The organism is Pseudomonas sp. SWRI92, assembly GCF_014268685.1.
GTDB lineage: Bacteria > Pseudomonadota > Gammaproteobacteria > Pseudomonadales > Pseudomonadaceae > Aquipseudomonas > Aquipseudomonas marvdashtae.
Map to the genome: position 1 here is coordinate 395136 of NZ_JABWQY010000002.1, position 16546 is coordinate 411681.

Below are 16546 nucleotides of genomic sequence, written 5' to 3' on the forward strand. Positions count from 1 at the left end.
TCGGGTGTTGGTGAGGAAAAAGCGGGAACGATTGTAGGAGAAATTTTGCGAGGTGGTCTTTTTCCGAGATTTTTGTAAGCGCAGCTATTTACGGAGAAGGCCTGTTTGATTTTCCAATTCGCGTTTCTATACTCAGGATTAATGCATAACGTTAAGCTTTAATCTATGATCGTTAGCTTCAGGTGTTCGGAAACCGAGTTTCTGTTTCGCAACGGTAAAACTCGCAAGTGGTCAGGTATTTTAAGTGTGGTGGAGCGCAAGCTAGCGATGCTTGATGCGGCTGTCGTGCTGACGGACCTGAAATCTCCACCCGGTAATCGGCTGGAGGCTCTGGAGGGAAATCGCAAAGGGCAGCACAGTGTCCGCATCAACGCACAATGGCGGATTTGTTTTGTTTGGAGTCCTAACGGACCGGAAAACATAGAAATCGTCGACTATCACTGAGGTGAGTAATGACTAAAAACGGTATGCGTCCGGTTCACCCCGGCGAAATTCTCAAGGAAGAATACTTGGAGCCTTCGGGTGTTACAGCGGCGGCCCTGGCGAGGGCGTTGAATGTCTCGACACCAACGGTGAACGACATTGTGCTGCAGCGTCGAGGTGTGAGCGCCGATATGGCCCTCAGGTTATCGATCTGCCTGAATACTACCGCAGAGTTCTGGCTGAATTTGCAGTCCACATACGACCTGCGCAAGGCTGAAATCGAGCGGGGTTCCGTAATCCGTGATCAGGTCAAGCGCCTCCCTCAGTGCGCTTGATTCGAGGGCTGGTTGAACCCCGCGCTTGTAGCGAGGGTTTATAGCTCAAAACCGAAGCGGGCAGAGACGTCCAGGAATTCGCAGCGTATCGAAATCATCCTGCGTCGGCGCCGAGCCTCGCCTCCAACTCAGCCACCTTCGCCTCCAGACTCTCCAACCGCGCCCGGGTCCGGGCCAGCACAACCATCTGGCTGTCGAATTCTTCCCGGCTCACCAGGTCCAGCTTGCTGAAGCCGCTTTGCAGCAGCGCCTTGAACTGGCTTTCGATTTCGCTTTTCGGCAGGGGAGTGTCGCCGCTCAAGAGGCGGGAGGCGTGGCCGCTGAGGGCGTCGAGGAGGTCTTTGGGCGCAAGCATGGCAGGTGTCCTGGAAACGATGGCGGGCAGTGTATCACGCACCGTCTATAGTCAATTCGCCAGGCCCGGATGCACGCTTTTCGCGCACGGTGCCGGGCGCTGTCGCACCGTTGTTGTGCGTATCGCTGCGGTTCGTAGCGCGGTGCAGGCCGGCGTAGCGGGCAAAGGGTTGAAATCAGGGGGGTTGGGCACAGATGGCAAGCTTTCTGCTTAGAGGCTGGTGACCCATGCACTGATGCAGTCGCTGTGACGAAATGCAGTGCAAAGGCGGAGCGGGGAGTTTCGTCAGGAGTAGTCAGCTGGCGCCAGTCGGGCAACTCGGGCCGACGACGCGTTACAAAGCCAGGCACTGCGCTTAGACTTGAGTCGGGTTTGTTTTCCTGGGGCAAGTCCACCAATTCGGGAGAGAGTTTCATGAAGCTAGTCACTGCCATCATCAAGCCGTTCAAGTTGGACGACGTACGCGAGTCGTTGTCCGAGATCGGCGTGCAGGGCATTACCGTTACTGAAGTCAAAGGCTTCGGGCGGCAGAAAGGTCACACCGAGCTGTATCGTGGCGCGGAATACGTGGTCGACTTCCTGCCCAAGGTGAAGATCGACGTCGCTATCGACGACAAGGATCTGGACCGGGTCATCGAGGCGATTACCAAGGCCGCCAACACCGGCAAGATTGGTGACGGAAAGATCTTTGTGGTCAATCTGGAACAGGCCATTCGCATCCGTACCGGCGAAACCGATACCGACGCTATCTAAGCCGTCAAACCCAACGCCCCAGGAGAAAACAATATGACTCTGCGTAAATTCGCAGGGCTAGGAGCCCTGTTGTCCTTCGTAATGCCTGGCCTGGCCATGGCAGAAGAAGCGGCAGCCCCCGTCCTCAACTCCGGCGACACCGCCTGGATGCTGACGGCCACGATTCTTGTTCTGTTCATGACCATTCCTGGCCTGGCGCTGTTCTACGGCGGCATGGTTCGGTCGAAAAACATTCTTTCCGTGATGATGCAGTGCTTCGCCATTACCGGTCTGATCAGCGTCCTGTGGGTCATCTATGGCTACAGCATCGCGTTCGACACCACCGGCATGGAGCAGGGCGTCGTCAACTTCAACTCCTTCATCGGCGGCTTGGGCAAGGCATTCCTGGCGGGCGTCACTCCGGCTAGCATCACCGGCCCGGCGGCGTTGTTCCCTGAAGCGGTGTTCATCACCTTCCAGATGACTTTCGCGATCATCACTCCAGCCCTGATCGTCGGCGCTTTCGCCGAGCGGATGAAGTTCTCCGCCATGCTGATCTTCATGGGCGTGTGGTTCACCCTGGTGTATGCGCCGATTGCGCACATGGTCTGGTCCGGCAACGGCGGCCTGATGTGGGACTGGGGTGTGCTGGACTTCGCCGGCGGCACCGTGGTGCACATCAACGCCGGTATCGCCGGCCTGGTAGCCTGCCTGGTATTGGGCAAGCGCAAAGGCTTCCCGACTACGCCAATGGCGCCGCATAACCTGGGTTACACCCTGATGGGCGCGGCCATGCTGTGGGTGGGCTGGTTCGGTTTCAACGCCGGTTCCGCCGTCGCGGCCAACGGCACCGCCGGCATGGCGATGCTGGTAACCCAGATCGCCACCGCTGCCGCAGCGCTGGGCTGGATGTTCGCCGAGTGGATCACCCACGGCAAGCCAAGCGCACTGGGCATCGCCTCGGGTGTGGTGGCGGGCCTGGTCGCGATCACGCCTGCAGCTGGCACCGTGGGCCCGATGGGCGCCCTGGTCATCGGCCTGGCGGCGGGCGTGGTGTGCTTCTTCTGCGCGACCACCCTCAAGCGCAAGCTCGGTTATGACGATTCCCTCGACGCCTTTGGCGTGCACGGTATCGGCGGTATCCTCGGCGCGATCCTGACCGGTGTGTTCGCAGCGCCGGCCCTGGGTGGCTTCGGCACCGTGACCGATATCGGTGCGCAAGTGTGGATTCAATTCAAGGGCGTAGGCTTCACTGTGGTCTACACCGGCATCGTCACCTTCATCATTCTCAAGGTACTGGACGCCGTCATGGGTCTGCGTGTCTCCGAGGAAGAAGAAGCCGTGGGCCTGGACTTGGCCCAGCACAACGAGCGTGGTTACAACCTGTAATCGACAGCTAAAAAAAATGCCCGGTTCGCCGGGCATTTTTTTGTCTGGAGTTTGTCATTGCTCACAAGGCGTGCTGGTTTTTCCGACGCCTTTTGTTGCGTATGCGACTTGAGTTTTTCTACCGCCAAAGACTTACATGGAGGCAGGAATATTAGGCCCTTTGTTTTTTCCCAGAGCGCGCTAGAATGCGCGCCGAACGTGCGGAGATCTGTATGTGGCAACAGACGCTGATAACCCTGCGGGCAAGGCCCCGGGGCTTTCATCTGGTGACGGACGAGTTGCTCGCCGGCCTGCCTGAACTCAAGGCATGTCGTGTCGGTCTGTTGCATCTGTGGCTGCAGCATACCTCGGCCTCGTTGACCATCAACGAGAACGCCGATCCGGCGGTACGTCGAGACTTCGAACGATTTTTCAATCGGCTGATCCCACAAGGAACCGCCGACTATGAGCACAACGACGAAGGCCTGGACGACCTCCCGGCGCACTTCAAGGCCAGCGTGCTGGGATGTCAGCTCAGTCTTCCGGTGACGGCGGGACGGTTGGCGTTGGGTACCTGGCAAGGTGTTTATCTGGGCGAGCACCGTGATCATGGCGGTGCCCGTAAAGTCCTCGCCACCTTGCACGGTGAAGGGGCATGACCGCTGATTGCCGGCGGATGTTGAATTTTTTCTGGCAGCCTTCGACAGATGGCGAAGCTGGGCTATAACTAATCTGCTTTTCGCAAGTCATGAGGTAGAACATGAGCGACGATGATCTGGAAAACGACGACCTCGAAGTAGGTGACGAAGACGAGGCCGAAGAAGGCCTGGAAGCGGCGGCTGAAGACGTCGTTGAAGACGACGGTGCCGATGTCCCGGTTCCGACCGCCAAAGGCAAGGCCAAGGCGGCGGTATCGATTGACGAGTTGCCGAGCGTAGAGGCCAAGAACAAGGAGCGTGACGCGCTCGCCAAGGCCATGGAGGAATTCCTGGCCAGGGGCGGAAAGGTGCAGGAAGTGGAGGCCAACGTGGTCGCTGATCCGCCCAAGAAGCCTGACAACAAGTACGGTAGCCGCCCTATCTGAGTATCTGCCCTTGCTTGCTGAAAAAGCCCGCCGTCGCTGCGGGCTTTTTCATGGACTGAAGTTTTCGGGCAGACTGCTACAGAAGTGGACCCAGCGCGGGTTCAGCGCTGGCTATGCCACCCTGCCAGTAATCCCGGCAGTTCGGTCAGGCTGCGGATCTCCGCGTCCGGGGCGTGATCGGCGTCCCAGGCTTTGCCCGCCGGGTTGAACCACACGGCGCGCAGGCCGGCTTGTTGGGCGCCGGAGATGTCATCACCCGGATGATCGCCGACATGCACGGCCGTCTGCGCCGTGGCGCCACCCCGTTGCAGGGCCTCGTGAAACAGCCGCGCGTCTGGCTTGGCGATGCCGATGTCTTCGGCGCACAGGGCGAACTTGAAGTAGTCCGCCAGCCCCAGGCGACGCACGTCGGCGTTGCCGTTAGTGACGACGCCAAGAGCGAAATGATTGGCCAGGATTTCCAGGGTCGGCTGCACGTCGGGGAAGACCTCCAGCTGATGCCGTGCATGCAGGAACGCCTCGAAACCCTGGTCTGCCAGCTCCGAGGCACGCCACTGGTCGTAACCGGCATCTTGCAGCGCCCGGAACAGTACTCGCCGACGCAGTGCGCTGATGCGGTGCTTGAGGTCCGGTTCTTCGCTGAGTACTTGCGTGCGGATCGCCCACAAGCGCTCCACCGGAAAATCGCCCAGGTCCGGCGCGTTGTCGGTCAGCCACTGGCGCAGGACCGCTTCGGCGCTGGCGATCACCGGGGCGGTGTCCCATAGCGTGTCGTCCAGGTCGAAAGTGATGAGCTCGATGGTCATGATTCGTCGCCCTTGATGCGTTTGGCCCGGGGATGGGCACTGTCATAGACCGTCGCCAGGTGCTGGAAATCCAGGTGGGTGTAGATCTGGGTGGTCTTGATGTCCGAGTGGCCGAGCAGTTCCTGGACGGCACGCAGGTCCTGGGAGGATTCCAACAGGTGGCTGGCGAATGAATGCCTGAGCATGTGTGGGTGCAGGTTCTGCCCCAGTTCACGCTCGCCGGCGGCCTTGACGCGGAGTTGGATGGCCCGCGGGCCGAGGCGCCGGCCCTGCAAGCCAACAAAAACCGCGTCGTCGGCCGGGTTGGTCAGCGCCCGCAGCGGCAGCCACAGCTCCAGGGCTTCGCGGGCCTTGCGGCCGATGGGCAGCAGGCGCGTCTTGCTGCCCTTGCCGAGCACCTGGACCATGCCATCGGCCAGGTCCAGTTGATCCAGGTTCAGCCCCGTCAGCTCTGAAAGCCGCAACCCGGAGGAATAGAACAGCTCGAGAATTGCCTGGTCCCGTCGCGCCATGAAGTCATCCTCGACGGCACCTTCCAGTAGCTGCAGGGCGCGGTCGGTATCGAGGGTCTTCGGCAGGCGGCGTTCGCCCTTGGGCGGTGCCAAGCCGGTGGCAGGGTCGTGATCGCACAGGCCTTCGCGATTGAGGTACTGATACAAACCGCGCACCGCCGATAGCAGCCGTGCCAGGCTGCGGGACGATTGCCCCTGTTGATGCAAGCGAGCGATCAGGCTGCGCAGGCGTTGGATATCCAGGGCTGACCAACTGCCGATGTTCTGTTTCTGGCACCAGCCCAGCACTTTCTCCAGGTCGCGGCGATAGGCCGACAACGTATGAGGCGACACCTGGCGCTCACTGCGCAGGTGTTCGCAGTAGGCCTCCAGTTGCCGCTCCATCTCAGCGTACCGAACGCAGCGAACCGGCCACCCGTGGGAGCACCCGGCCGGTCACTTCGGCGATGTAGCTCAGGAACAGCGTGCCCACCGAGCTTTTATAGTGCTGCGGATCGCGGCTGGCGATGGCCAGCACGCCGTGCACGCCCTGGTGGGCGATGGCGACGACGGCAGTGGAGCCGATCTGCTTGCGTTGTTCTTCGCCAAACAGGAAGTCCAGCTCATGCTCGCGCAGGCTGCCGCTGACGCTTTTGTCTTCCGTGAGCAGGCCGCCGATGGCCGTCTGCGCTTCAGCGTGGGTCACCCACCGGCCCACCGGCATGGCGTTGTCGCCAAACAGGATCAGGCTGACAAAAGGCACCTGGAAATCCTGCCGCAGGCTGTCCTCGACACCCATCACCACGTCTTCGAGGGTGCTGGCGTCCATCAAGGTCAGGATCAGGCGACGGGTCTTGTCGAAGAGTCGGTCATTGTCGCGAGCAACGTCCATCAGGTGCGAAAGGCGATGGCGCATTTCGATATTGCGCTCGCGCAGGATTTTCATCTGGTGCTCGACCAGCGACACGGTGTCGCCGCGCCGATGGGGGATGCGCATCGTTGCGAGCAGATCTTCATGCTCGACGAAGAAGTCCGGATGAGCCTCCAGATACGCGGCCACTGCCGCGGCTTCAGGGTTCTGGCTCGGGGATTCGTCGGGCTGCGGGGCTGGAACCTGTGGCTTGTCGGTCATGGGTTTGACTCACTCAAAGACGAACTTGTCCTTCGTATACGCGTACGGCCGGGCCGGTCATCAGCACCGGTTGGCCTGGGCCTGCCCATTCGATGGACAAACGCCCGCCGGGCAGGTCGATCAGCAGCGGTGAATCCATCCAGCCTTGGCTGATCGCGGCGACGGCGGCGGCGCAGGCGCCGGTGCCGCAAGCCTGGGTTTCCCCGGCCCCGCGTTCCCAGACGCGCAGTTGCGCGCGGTGGCGGTCGATGACCTGCAGGAAGCCCACGTTGACCCGGGCAGGGAAACGCGGGTGATGCTCGATCTTCGGCCCCAGCTCATGCACTGGCGCGCTGTTGATATCGTCTACGCGCAGTACGGCATGAGGGTTGCCCATGGACACCGCCGCCAATTCCACCGAGGTACCGTCGACGTCCACCTGATAGCTCAGGGCCTGGCTCGGTGCCTGGAAGGGAATGTCCGCCGGTACCAGGCGTGGAGCGCCCATGTTGACGCCGATCTGGCCGTCGCTGCGAACATCCAGTTCGATGATGCCGCTTTTGGTCTCGACGCGAATCTGCCGCTTGGCGGTCAGGCGCTTGTCCAGCACGAAGCGGGCGAAGCAGCGCGCACCGTTGCCGCATTGCTCGACTTCCGAACCGTCGGCGTTGAAGATCCGATAACGGAAATCCACGTCCGGGTTATTCGGCGCTTCGACGATCAGCAATTGATCGAAGCCGATACCGGTGTGCCGGTCACCCCATTGCTTGGCGTGCTTGGGCAGGATGTGCGCGTGCTGGCTGACCAGGTCGAGGACCATGAAGTCATTGCCCAGGCCGTGCATCTTGGTAAAACGCAGCAGCATGGTTTTACTCCGGCAGCAGGCTTTCGCCAGCAAACAACTCGGCTACCGTCTCGCGGCGACGCACTTCGAATGCCTGATCACCGTCCACCAGCACCTCGGCGCAGCGCCCGCGGGTGTTGTAGTTGGAACTCATGACAAACCCATAGGCACCGGCCGAATGCACGGCCAGCAGGTCGCCTTCTTCCAGCGCCAGCTCCCGACCCTTGGCCAGAAAATCGCCGGTTTCACAAATCGGTCCGACGATGTCGTAGTTGCGGGATGCGGTTTCGCGAGGGCGCACGGCGGTGACGTCCATCCAGGCCTGGTACAGCGCCGGGCGGATCAGGTCGTTCATGGCCGCGTCGACGATGGCGAAATCCTTGTGCTCGGTGTGCTTGAGGTACTCGACCTGGGTCAACAACACGCCGGCGTTGGCGACGATGTAGCGACCCGGCTCGAACATCAACGCCAGGTCCCGGCCTTCGAGGCGCTCACGCACGGTCTTGATGTAGTCGGCCACGAGTGGCGGCTCTTCGTCGCGATAGCGCACGCCGACACCGCCGCCCAGGTCGATGTGACGCAGGTAGATGCCGCAATCACCGAGGCGATCGACCAGGGCCAGCAGGCGGTCGAGGGCGTCGATGAACGGTTCGAGGGTGGTCAGCTGCGAGCCGATATGGCAATCGACGCCCAACACTTCCAGGTTCGGCAGTTGGGCGGCGCGCACGTACACGTCTTCGGCATCGGCAATGGCGATGCCGAACTTGTTTTCCTTCAGGCCGGTGGAAATGTACGGATGGGTTCCGGCATCGACGTCTGGATTCACGCGCAGGGAAATCGGCGCGCGGACGCCCAGCTCGGCAGCGACGACTTGCAGGCGCTCGAGCTCATCGGTGGATTCGATGTTGAAGCAGTGCACGCCGATTTCCAGGGCGCGGCGCATGTCTTCGCGGGTCTTGCCGACACCGGAGAAGACGATCTTGTCGGGGCTGCCGCCAGCGGCCAGAACGCGTTCCAGCTCGCCGCCGGAAACAATGTCGAAGCCGGCGCCAAGGCGAGCCAGGACGTTGAGCACGCCCAGGTTCGAGTTGGCTTTCACCGCGAAGCACACCAGGTGCGGCATGCCTGTCAGCGCATCGGCGAACGTGCGGTACTGGGCTTCGATATGGGCACGGGAATAGACGTAGGTCGGCGTGCCGAAACGCTCGGCGATCGCGGACAGGGCAACCCCTTCCGCGAACAGCTCCCCGCCACGGTAGTTAAAAGCGTCCATGGCGGTCCCTTAGTAGGTAGTTTGAGTGTCGTGCGAATGTGACTTGGATTGCGACGACTTGGCCTGTTCTGCCTGTTCTTCAGGAGACTTGCTGTCATCAGGCAGGTACAGCGGACCTTTTTGACCACAGGCTGTCACGAGGCAGGCAACCGCGACGAGCGCAGCAAGGGAAGAGATCAGGCGCTTCATGGCGAAATCCTTGAAAATGCTTTAATTGCGCCGGAGTATACCGGCCACCCGTCAGCTTGCCTATGCAACGGGGCGCCCGTCCGGCGGCGCTGCTGTCGTCAATCGGTATATCCTTTGCAATCATCGGGAAGCGTCCGTATCTTGCGGCGCTTGAGCATGAGCAGACATTTTCGAGGTTGCCGCAATGAGTTTGACTGAAGCCCGTTTCCACGACCTGGTCGATGCGACCCAGCAAACGCTGGAGGATGTGTTCGATGACAGTGGCCTGGACATCGACCTGGAAAGCTCCGCCGGTGTGCTGACCGTCAAGTTCGAAAACGGCAGCCAGCTGATCTTCAGTCGCCAGGAGCCATTGCGGCAGTTGTGGCTGGCGGCGGTCTCCGGCGGCTTTCATTTCGATTACGACGAGGAAAGCGAGCGCTGGATGTGCGACAAGAGCGAAGAGCAGTTGGGCGAGATGCTCGAGCGTATCGTCATGCAGCAGGCTGGCGCGGAACTCGATTTCGAAGGCCTGTGATTTCGTGACTCAGCCAACCCCGGCGCGGCCACCCAAGCCGCTCTATAGCAACGTGAGCCCCGCCGTCCCGTCGCCTTGCACCAGCGTGTGCAAGCTGGATGAGCACAAAGTCTGCCTCGGTTGTTTCCGGCACGTGGAGGATATCCGTGAATGGCGCTCGGCTGATGACGAGCGTCGGCGGGTGATCTGTGCCGAGGCGGCCAAGCGCAGATCCCTTGGGTTGTATATTTATTGAGCTGTGGTAGTGTCCAGCAACGCCTCAACTCATCGAGGCCCGTGAAAACCCCGTCGTTATGTGGCGGGGTTTTGCTTTTTTCGTGCAGAAGAAAGGAGTCTGCCTGGATCATGACCGCACCTTCCATCACCCTTACTCGCCTGGATGTACAACGTCTGGAGCGCTTGATCGACAGCCTGGATGAAACGCTTCCGGGTGTGATCGCGTTGCAAACCGAACTGGATCGTGCCGATACACTAGTCGGCCACGATGAAGTGCCCGCCGATGTCGTGACCATGAACTCGCGTGTGCACTGCCGCGAGGAAAGCAGCGGCAAGGATTACCACCTGACGTTGGTTTATCCACAGGACGCCAACGCCGACGAGGGCAAGATTTCGATTCTGGCTCCGGTGGGTAGTGCCCTGCTGGGGCTGAAGGTAGGCCAGCATATCGACTGGCCGGCGCCGGGTGGCAAGACGCTGAAGCTGACGCTGCTGGAAGTCGAGTCGCAGCCGATCAATGGCGGCCACTGCGCGTTCTGAATCGGTCTCAGACTTGATTCAATGCCTCGTTCAACGCCCGCTCCAGGTCGGCCTTGTAGCGCAAGAACAAGATACTTGAGCAGGCGCCGTCGCCCACCAGGCCCGAGAGGTCCAGGTCGGTGATGTAGCAACGATAGCGCTCGGCCTCGCGGCGCTGGCCGACGATCTCCCTGGCGACCACGCGGAACAGTTGGTCGCCATGCTCCAACTCTGAAAACTCCCGTTGATCGCAATAAAGGGTGACGTGCACCTGACCGTGCGCCGCTTTGCCGATGATCGCTTGTACGTCATAAAAAGGCTTGTTGACCGGTGTCTGCGGCGCTTGCCGCGCTTCGACACGTCGGGCGCGTCCGGTGCCCGAAGGCAGTAGCTGGTAATGCAGGATCTCCAGCGTCGGGGGCTGGGAGGCATCCATTGGCAGCAACGCGTCGCGGCGATAGAGCACCGATTGCAGGAAGCGTTGCAGCGGCACCAGCAGGCTTTGTTCATCGTGATAAGGCAAGCGCTGCTGCCATAAGGCGTTGAGTTCATCAAGCACGTACAGCTCGGCTTCTTCCTCATGGACCCGGTAGAATACCTGGATGCACTCGGGCTGGCCCATGGGCAGGATGAGGGCCACGTCGTGATCTTCCAGCGCCATCGAGTCCAGGTGCAGCGGGCTGTAGGCGGTCAGTTCTTCGCCCAGGTAATCCATCAGTGCTGACAGACTGCCCAGCGCCACGTGATTGACTTGGCCCGGAACCAGCTCCAACACGTGAAAGTGCTGCTGGACCTTGAGCAGATAGCGATAGTTGAGCTTGCTCAGCAGCAGGGTCTGGGCGGTCTCGATGACTTCTTCGACCCGTCGCGCGATGAATTGCGCACGGTTGTGACAGAAGCAGCGTACCTGCAAGCGTGGCTGGGGTTGTGCGGCAGGCAGGTCATTGAGGTAATCGCGCAAGCAGTCGAGCAGGGCGTGTTCGCCGTCGAAACGGGTGACCAGCACTTCGTTCCAGCTATTGAGCGTGACCTGGTCGAGGGTCAGCACGAGGTTTTCCCGAACCCCGGCATAGCTCAGGGAATCGGTGCGCTCGGTGGTCATCAGGATGTTCAGGTCGCGGTGATGCTTGAGCGGGTCGACACCGACGTTGACCAGAATCAGCACTTCACTGGGTACGCTGGCGCGTAGCAGCGGTTCTTCGTCCACCGTGGCCAGGGGCAGGGCGATGGATTGTTGCAGGCTGCCCAGCAGGTTGAACAGTTCGAACTCGCTCAGGTCGCTGTCGCCGGGGTGCAGCGCCAGGCGTGTGCTGCTGTCGATCACGCCGTTGCGATGGCACCAGGTGAGCAACTCGAGCAGTTCGCGGCTGCGCTTGATCGGCGCGAAATTTTCCCATTCCAGGGCGTTCAGGCTGCCGTTGTACAAGCCCCACTGGTTCTGTCCCGGCTCTTTCTTGTTCGGTGCCTGCACCAGCGTGAGGGTATCTTCGGCCAAGTCCGGGGCAATGCCTGGGTTGATGAACTCGACTTTGTCGGCCTTGCGCTCGAACGCCGCATACAGCCGCCGGCCAAGGACGTTGAGGTCGCGCTTGTTGATCAGGCTGACGGTTTTCTCGGTGCGGGCGAACTGCGTCAGGAAGCGATAACTGTAGGTCAGCTCATTCACCAGCGCTCGTCGCTCATGGCTGACCTGGCGCACTTTCCACTGGCTGCGGCTGTCCAGCAGCGCCAACTGCCGCTGGTCCCAGCCCCATTCACGGGCCAGTCGCTCCAGCAGGTTGCGTTGCCAGCCGCTGCTGCGAGCTTGGCCGGTGAGCTTGCGATTGACTTTCAGGTACAGCGCTCGGCGTATCAGCTCCAGGCGCTCCGGTTCGCCGCGGGCGATGAGGTATTCCTCAAGGCGGCGGTAAACCACCATGTACGGGTCGAGCTCGTCCAGGTCCAGGCGATTGGCGAACACCGCCTGCTTGAAACGCAGGCTCAGGCAGCGCACGTCGGGGTGCTCGCTGGCGTAGACCTCGGTCAGCAGCAGTTTGAGCACCGATTTGTAGGGCGATTCGATGCCCTTGAACAGCTGCCAGAGCCCGGCGCCGATGAATTCTCCAGGCGGGATGTAGGCCAGATGCCCCAGATCCAGCGTTTCGTCCGTGCGAATGAAGCGCTTGGAGACCAGCGTATGGGTGTATTGCTCGTAGTTTTCCTCTTCGTAGACCGGCACCAGCCACCAGATCGGCGTACGGCCAGCTAGCCAGATCGCCGTGCGGTAGAACTCGTCCAGCAACAAATAGTGTTGGGTGGTGCCGCAGTCGTCCGAACTGAGTTGGTTGTCCCGCTCGCCGCGGACGAACCGTGCCGGGTCGATGAGGAAAAAATGGGCTTCGGCGCCTTGGGTAGCGGCCCAGATTTCCAGGAGCTGGCATTTTTTGCGCAGCTCGGCCAATTCATCGTCGCTCAGGTCCGGCCCGTGGCATACCCATACGTCCATGTCGCTCTGGTCGGCCTGGGCCAGGGTGCCGAGGCTGCCCATCAGGAACAGGCCGAGAATGGGTCGCGGTGGGTTGCTGCCGTGGCGCGGCTTGTAGGAAAACGAACGGGTCAGCCGTTGCGCCTCGGTGAGGACGTTGGCGTCGGGCTCGTAATTGGACATGCCGGCGGGCGTGCTGCCCGAGACGTAGCCGGGCAGCAGCGGATGATTGACGTGGAAAAACAGCGGGAGCAGCGTCAGCACGCCTTGCTGGCGGGTCGACAATCCTTCCAGGGCACGCTCCATCCGGCCGGTATTGAGCTTGAGAAAACGCGCGCGCAATTGGCTCAGGACCTTGCGGTCGATTCCCTCGTCCAGATCGGGGCGTATCTCGTGGTTACGGGTCATGTCAGCTCAAACCGGCTCGCGGCGTCGACGTGGGAAAACACAGGTGATGGCAGGTTAGCGCCCGGTCCCCGGAATTCTTAAGCTGAAAAATGATGTGGCGTCAGAATTTTTTACGAGCGAAGCCTAAGCGCCTGCGGAAATCCCGATGCAAAGGGATTTCCGTGGGCGAGGGGAAAAAGTTCAGGCGGTTTCTTCGGCGCGGAGTATCGTCAAGACCGTTTGCACATTTTGCGCGGCATCACGTCCCAGGCTGGTCAGATAACCGCCATCGGGTTGGTCTATCAGGTCTTTTTCAAACAGGCGCTTGGCAGCGGCGATGGCTTTGGGGGCAGCGGTCTGATGAATTTTCAGGCCTTCCTGGGAACTGTCCAGGTTGAAGAGTGCAAGGATTTCCAGTTCGGCAACCAGCTCAGGGGTAAGCGACATAAGGACTCCAGACTTTCTAGGAATTGGGTCGACAGCGCCACTAAGGTGAGCGCACTCGGCCGAGCTGTCCAGTATCAGTGTCATGCTTTTTTTGTTTTTTTGTAGTGAGTCCAGGCAGGTTCCTTGTGGCGAGGGGATTTATCCCCGCTGGACTGCGCAGCAGGCCCAGAATCGTAATGAGTCCACTTTTTTTGGGCCGCTTCGCGCCCCGGCGGGGATAAATCCCCTCGCCACAGGAGGCTTGCCACAGAAGCAACTTTGCCTGTCGGTTCAGTTCTTTTCCGGCGGCAACTCAGGCAATGCGCGCAAGGCAGTTTCGTACCATTCGGTATTGAACGGGCGGTCTTCTTCCAGGATCGCGTCGATTTCCACCGCCAACACATGGGCCATCAGGTTGAGGATATCGTCGCGCTCATAACCCACCAGGGTCAACTTGTTGAACGTAGCCTTGGCCGCTGGCGGGTTGTCGCTTTCGATCTGGTTCTCGATGGCCTGGATCAGTGTGTTCTCGACGAACTCTTCTTCGTCGTTGTCGATATCGGTTGGCTCGCTCATGGCAGGCTCCTGTAGGAAAGGCCGCCAGTTTACCTGCATTCAGCGGCGTGATGCGCCTGGCACGAAACGCGCCGGCAGTCTATAACGCAAGGCTGCCAACCCCGCACGGCCTGGAGGCTATGTCATGCTCAAGCTCTATGGTTTTTCCGTCAGCAATTATTACAACATGGTCAAGCTGGCGCTGCTGGAGAAGGGGCTTCCCTTCGAAGAGGTTCAGTTCTACGGCGGCCAGACCCCTGAAGCGCTGGCCATCAGCCCTCGGGGCAAGGTGCCGGTGCTCAAGACCGAACAGGGATTTATCAACGAGACCAGCGTAATCCTGGAATACATCGAGCAGACCCAGCCGGGCAAGGCCCTGTTGCCCGCCGATCCATTCGAGCGCGCCCAGGCGTTGGCGTTGTGCCGGGAAATCGAGCTGTACATCGAGCTGCCCGGGCGTGTCTGTTACCCCGAGGCGTTTTTCGGCATGTCGGTGCCCGACGCGATCAAGGAAAAATCCAAGGGCGAGCTGTTGCTTGGGTTTGCTTCGCTCGGCCGGCACGGCAAGTTCGCCCCCTACGTGGCGGGCGACAGCTTGAGCATCGCTGATCTGTATTTTTACTACAGCCTTTCGCTGGTCTTGCAGGTGGGCAAGAAGGTGTTCGATGTCGACCTGCTGGCGGATATGCCCGCTGCCAGGGCCTTGATGGAGCTGTTGGGAGAGAATCCGCACGTGCAACGGATCGCAGCGGATCGGGACGCAGAGATGCCAGCGTTCTTGGCGAAGATTTCCGCCCGGAAGTGATTTCTTGCTGTTCTGAAGGATCCGGCAAGACAAACCCGCCCCCAACCAGACCTTTGTTCACCAAAGATCCAATGTGAGGGCGGGCTTGCCCGCAAGCTTTCAGGCGTTAGCGGCTGGCGAGCAGCGCCTGGCCTCGAACGACTGCGGCTTTCACTTGGGCGGGTGCGGTACCACCGATGTGGTCACGGGCGTTGACCGAACCTTCCAGGGTCAACACCGCAAACACGTCCTGCTCGATCTGATCGCTGAACTGGCGCAGCTCGTCCAGGCTCATCTCCGCCAAGTCCTTGCCATTGTCCACGCCGTACTTCACGGCGTGGCCGACGATTTCATGGCAATCACGGAACGGCAGGCCACGGCGCACCAGGTAGTCAGCCAGGTCGGTGGCGGTGGAGAACCCGCGCAGGGCCGCTTCACGCATGATCGCATGCTTGGGCTTGATGGCCGGGATCATATCGGCAAAGGCTCGCAGCGAATCGCGCAGCGTATCGGCGGCGTCGAACAGCGGTTCCTTGTCTTCCTGGTTGTCCTTGTTGTAGGCCAACGGCTGGCCTTTCATCAGGGTCAGCAGGCCCATCAGAGCGCCGAACACTCGGCCGCTCTTGCCCCTTACCAGTTCCGGCACGTCGGGGTTTTTCTTTTGCGGCATGATCGAGCTGCCGGTGCAGAAGCGATCAGGCAAATCGATGAACTGGAATTGTGCGCTGGTCCAGAGCACCAGCTCTTCGGAGAACCGCGACAGATGCATCATGGCGATGCTCGCCGCGGCGCAGAATTCAATGGCGAAATCGCGGTCCGAGACATTATCCAGCGAGTTGCCGCCCACGGCGTCGAAGCCCAGCAGCTGCGCGGTGTATTCACGGTCGATCGGGTAGGTCGTGCCGGCCAGCGCGGCGCTGCCCAGGGGCATGCGGTTGGTGCGCTTGCGGCAATCCTGCAGGCGCTCGTAGTCGCGGCTGAGCATTTCGAACCAGGCGAGCATGTGATGCCCAAACGTTACAGGTTGTGCGGTTTGCAGGTGCGTGAAGCCCGGCATGATGCTCTCGGCCTCGCGCTCGGCTTGCTCCAGCAGGCCTTTTTGCAGGCGAGTGATCTCAGCCAGGATCAGGTCGATTTCATCGCGCAACCACAGGCGGATGTCGGTGGCGACCTGGTCGTTGCGGCTGCGACCGGTATGCAGCTTCTTGCCGGTTACGCCGATGCGGTCGGTCAGGCGCGCCTCGATGTTCATGTGCACGTCTTCAAGGTCGACACGCCAGTCGAACTGGCCGGCCTCGATTTCGCCCTGGATGGTCTTCAGGCCATCGATGATGCTGTCGCGCTCGGCATCGGTGAGCACGCCGACCTTGGCCAGCATGGTGGCGTGGGCGATCGAGCCCATGATGTCGTGGCGATACAGGCGCTGGTCGAAGTTGACGGAGGCGGTGAAGCGGGCGACGAAGGCGTCGACGGGTTCACTGAAGCGGCCGCCCCAGGACTGATTGGTCTTGTCAGTGCTCATGAATTCGCTCGTGATCGGCTGGAAAAAATTAGCGGTTGAAGGCTGCGGCGGATGATAACAGGGTTGCCGGGGCTGGCGCTGGCACTGGTCGGCAGGTTTTTTGCCGGCTTCCAGCGGGTTTTTTGCACAAGGTTATTTTTCGATT

At 60.7% G+C, this 16546-nt stretch carries 21 protein-coding genes; 10 read left to right on the forward strand and 11 right to left on the reverse strand.

Features of this window, described 5'->3' with window-relative positions; genetic code table 11:
* The first annotated feature begins 165 nt into the window (after positions 1-165).
* Positions 166-444 (forward strand): type II toxin-antitoxin system RelE/ParE family toxin, encoded by a 279-nt coding sequence (locus tag HU762_RS05085; protein WP_186633735.1) that lies wholly within the window; start codon positions 166-168, stop codon positions 442-444.
* A gap of 8 nt (positions 445-452) precedes the next feature.
* Positions 453-758: a HigA family addiction module antitoxin gene (locus HU762_RS05090; protein ID WP_186633738.1), complete on the forward strand. Its 306-nt coding sequence runs from the start codon at positions 453-455 to the stop codon at positions 756-758.
* A gap of 94 nt (positions 759-852) precedes the next feature.
* Here the strand turns inward: HU762_RS05090 and HU762_RS05095 are convergent, their stop codons facing one another.
* Positions 853-1113 carry an accessory factor UbiK family protein gene (locus HU762_RS05095; protein ID WP_186633741.1) on the reverse strand — a complete coding sequence of 87 codons (261 nt, stop codon included), beginning with the start codon at positions 1111-1113 and terminating at the stop codon, positions 853-855.
* 414 nt (positions 1114-1527) lie between these two features.
* Here HU762_RS05095 and glnK point away from each other — a divergent pair, with 414 nt between their 5' ends.
* From glnK to sutA, 4 genes are all read left to right on the forward strand, one after another.
* Positions 1528-1866, forward strand: coding sequence for a P-II family nitrogen regulator (glnK, locus tag HU762_RS05100; RefSeq protein ID WP_002555808.1), 339 nt, complete (start codon positions 1528-1530; stop codon positions 1864-1866).
* A 33-nt stretch (positions 1867-1899) separates the two neighbouring features.
* A complete protein-coding gene (locus tag HU762_RS05105; RefSeq protein WP_186633744.1) occupies positions 1900-3234 on the forward strand; it encodes an ammonium transporter in 1335 nt (444 codons plus the stop codon).
* Between the two features lie 212 nt (positions 3235-3446).
* Positions 3447-3872, forward strand: coding sequence for a secondary thiamine-phosphate synthase enzyme YjbQ (locus HU762_RS05110; RefSeq protein ID WP_030138180.1), 426 nt, complete (start codon positions 3447-3449; stop codon positions 3870-3872).
* A 101-nt stretch (positions 3873-3973) separates the two neighbouring features.
* Positions 3974-4297 (forward strand): transcriptional regulator SutA, encoded by a 324-nt coding sequence (gene sutA / locus HU762_RS05115; RefSeq protein ID WP_186612706.1) that lies wholly within the window; start codon positions 3974-3976, stop codon positions 4295-4297.
* A gap of 101 nt (positions 4298-4398) precedes the next feature.
* On the opposite strand, the gene HU762_RS05120 is transcribed toward sutA, so the two are convergent.
* From HU762_RS05120 to HU762_RS05145, 6 genes are read right to left on the reverse strand one after another with little or no spacing between them, the layout of a single operon-like run.
* Complete coding sequence (locus HU762_RS05120; protein WP_186633747.1) at positions 4399-5103, reverse strand: HAD-IA family hydrolase; 705 nt, start codon at positions 5101-5103, stop codon at positions 4399-4401.
* Positions 5100-5999, reverse strand: a complete 900-nt coding sequence (gene xerC / locus HU762_RS05125) for a tyrosine recombinase XerC (protein WP_186633750.1) — start codon at positions 5997-5999, stop codon at positions 5100-5102. The genes HU762_RS05120 and xerC overlap by 4 nt, the downstream gene beginning before the upstream one ends.
* Position 6000: 1 nt before the next feature.
* The gene (locus HU762_RS05130; RefSeq protein ID WP_186633754.1) at positions 6001-6726 is read right to left on the reverse strand and encodes a DUF484 family protein; all 726 of its coding nucleotides are present in this window, start codon (positions 6724-6726) and stop codon (positions 6001-6003) included.
* A 13-nt stretch (positions 6727-6739) separates the two neighbouring features.
* Entirely contained in the window at positions 6740-7570 is an 831-nt protein-coding gene (gene dapF, locus HU762_RS05135) for a diaminopimelate epimerase (protein ID WP_186633756.1), read from the reverse strand.
* Between the two features lie 4 nt (positions 7571-7574).
* Positions 7575-8822: a diaminopimelate decarboxylase gene (lysA, locus tag HU762_RS05140; RefSeq protein ID WP_186633759.1), complete on the reverse strand. Its 1248-nt coding sequence runs from the start codon at positions 8820-8822 to the stop codon at positions 7575-7577.
* Between the two features lie 9 nt (positions 8823-8831).
* Positions 8832-9011: a lipoprotein gene (locus HU762_RS05145; protein WP_186612719.1), complete on the reverse strand. Its 180-nt coding sequence runs from the start codon at positions 9009-9011 to the stop codon at positions 8832-8834.
* A gap of 184 nt (positions 9012-9195) precedes the next feature.
* Here HU762_RS05145 and cyaY point away from each other — a divergent pair, with 184 nt between their 5' ends.
* The 3 genes from cyaY (at position 9196) to rnk (ending at position 10284) form a co-directional block, all read left to right on the forward strand.
* Complete coding sequence (cyaY, locus tag HU762_RS05150) at positions 9196-9528, forward strand: iron donor protein CyaY (protein WP_186633762.1); 333 nt, start codon at positions 9196-9198, stop codon at positions 9526-9528.
* A gap of 4 nt (positions 9529-9532) precedes the next feature.
* Positions 9533-9763 (forward strand): DUF1289 domain-containing protein, encoded by a 231-nt coding sequence (locus tag HU762_RS05155; RefSeq protein ID WP_186633765.1) that lies wholly within the window; start codon positions 9533-9535, stop codon positions 9761-9763.
* Positions 9764-9873: 110 nt separating this feature from the next.
* The gene (gene rnk / locus HU762_RS05160; protein ID WP_186633769.1) at positions 9874-10284 is read left to right on the forward strand and encodes a nucleoside diphosphate kinase regulator; all 411 of its coding nucleotides are present in this window, start codon (positions 9874-9876) and stop codon (positions 10282-10284) included.
* Between the two features lie 7 nt (positions 10285-10291).
* Here rnk and HU762_RS05165 read toward each other — a convergent pair whose 3' ends face one another.
* The 3 genes from HU762_RS05165 to HU762_RS05175 all read right to left on the reverse strand — a co-directional run bounded on the left by HU762_RS05165 (position 10292) and on the right by HU762_RS05175 (position 14116).
* Positions 10292-13135, reverse strand: a complete 2844-nt coding sequence (locus tag HU762_RS05165) for a class I adenylate cyclase (protein WP_186633772.1) — start codon at positions 13133-13135, stop codon at positions 10292-10294.
* A 180-nt stretch (positions 13136-13315) separates the two neighbouring features.
* Positions 13316-13561 (reverse strand): TIGR02647 family protein, encoded by a 246-nt coding sequence (locus tag HU762_RS05170; protein WP_150724924.1) that lies wholly within the window; start codon positions 13559-13561, stop codon positions 13316-13318.
* Positions 13562-13831: 270 nt separating this feature from the next.
* Positions 13832-14116, reverse strand: a complete 285-nt coding sequence (locus HU762_RS05175; protein WP_186633775.1) for a hypothetical protein — start codon at positions 14114-14116, stop codon at positions 13832-13834.
* A gap of 124 nt (positions 14117-14240) precedes the next feature.
* Here HU762_RS05175 and HU762_RS05180 point away from each other — a divergent pair, with 124 nt between their 5' ends.
* Positions 14241-14900: a glutathione S-transferase gene (locus tag HU762_RS05180; protein WP_186633778.1), complete on the forward strand. Its 660-nt coding sequence runs from the start codon at positions 14241-14243 to the stop codon at positions 14898-14900.
* A gap of 106 nt (positions 14901-15006) precedes the next feature.
* On the opposite strand, the gene argH is transcribed toward HU762_RS05180, so the two are convergent.
* Complete coding sequence (gene argH, locus HU762_RS05185) at positions 15007-16401, reverse strand: argininosuccinate lyase (protein ID WP_186633781.1); 1395 nt, start codon at positions 16399-16401, stop codon at positions 15007-15009.
* Between the last annotated feature and the right edge of the window lie 145 nt (positions 16402-16546).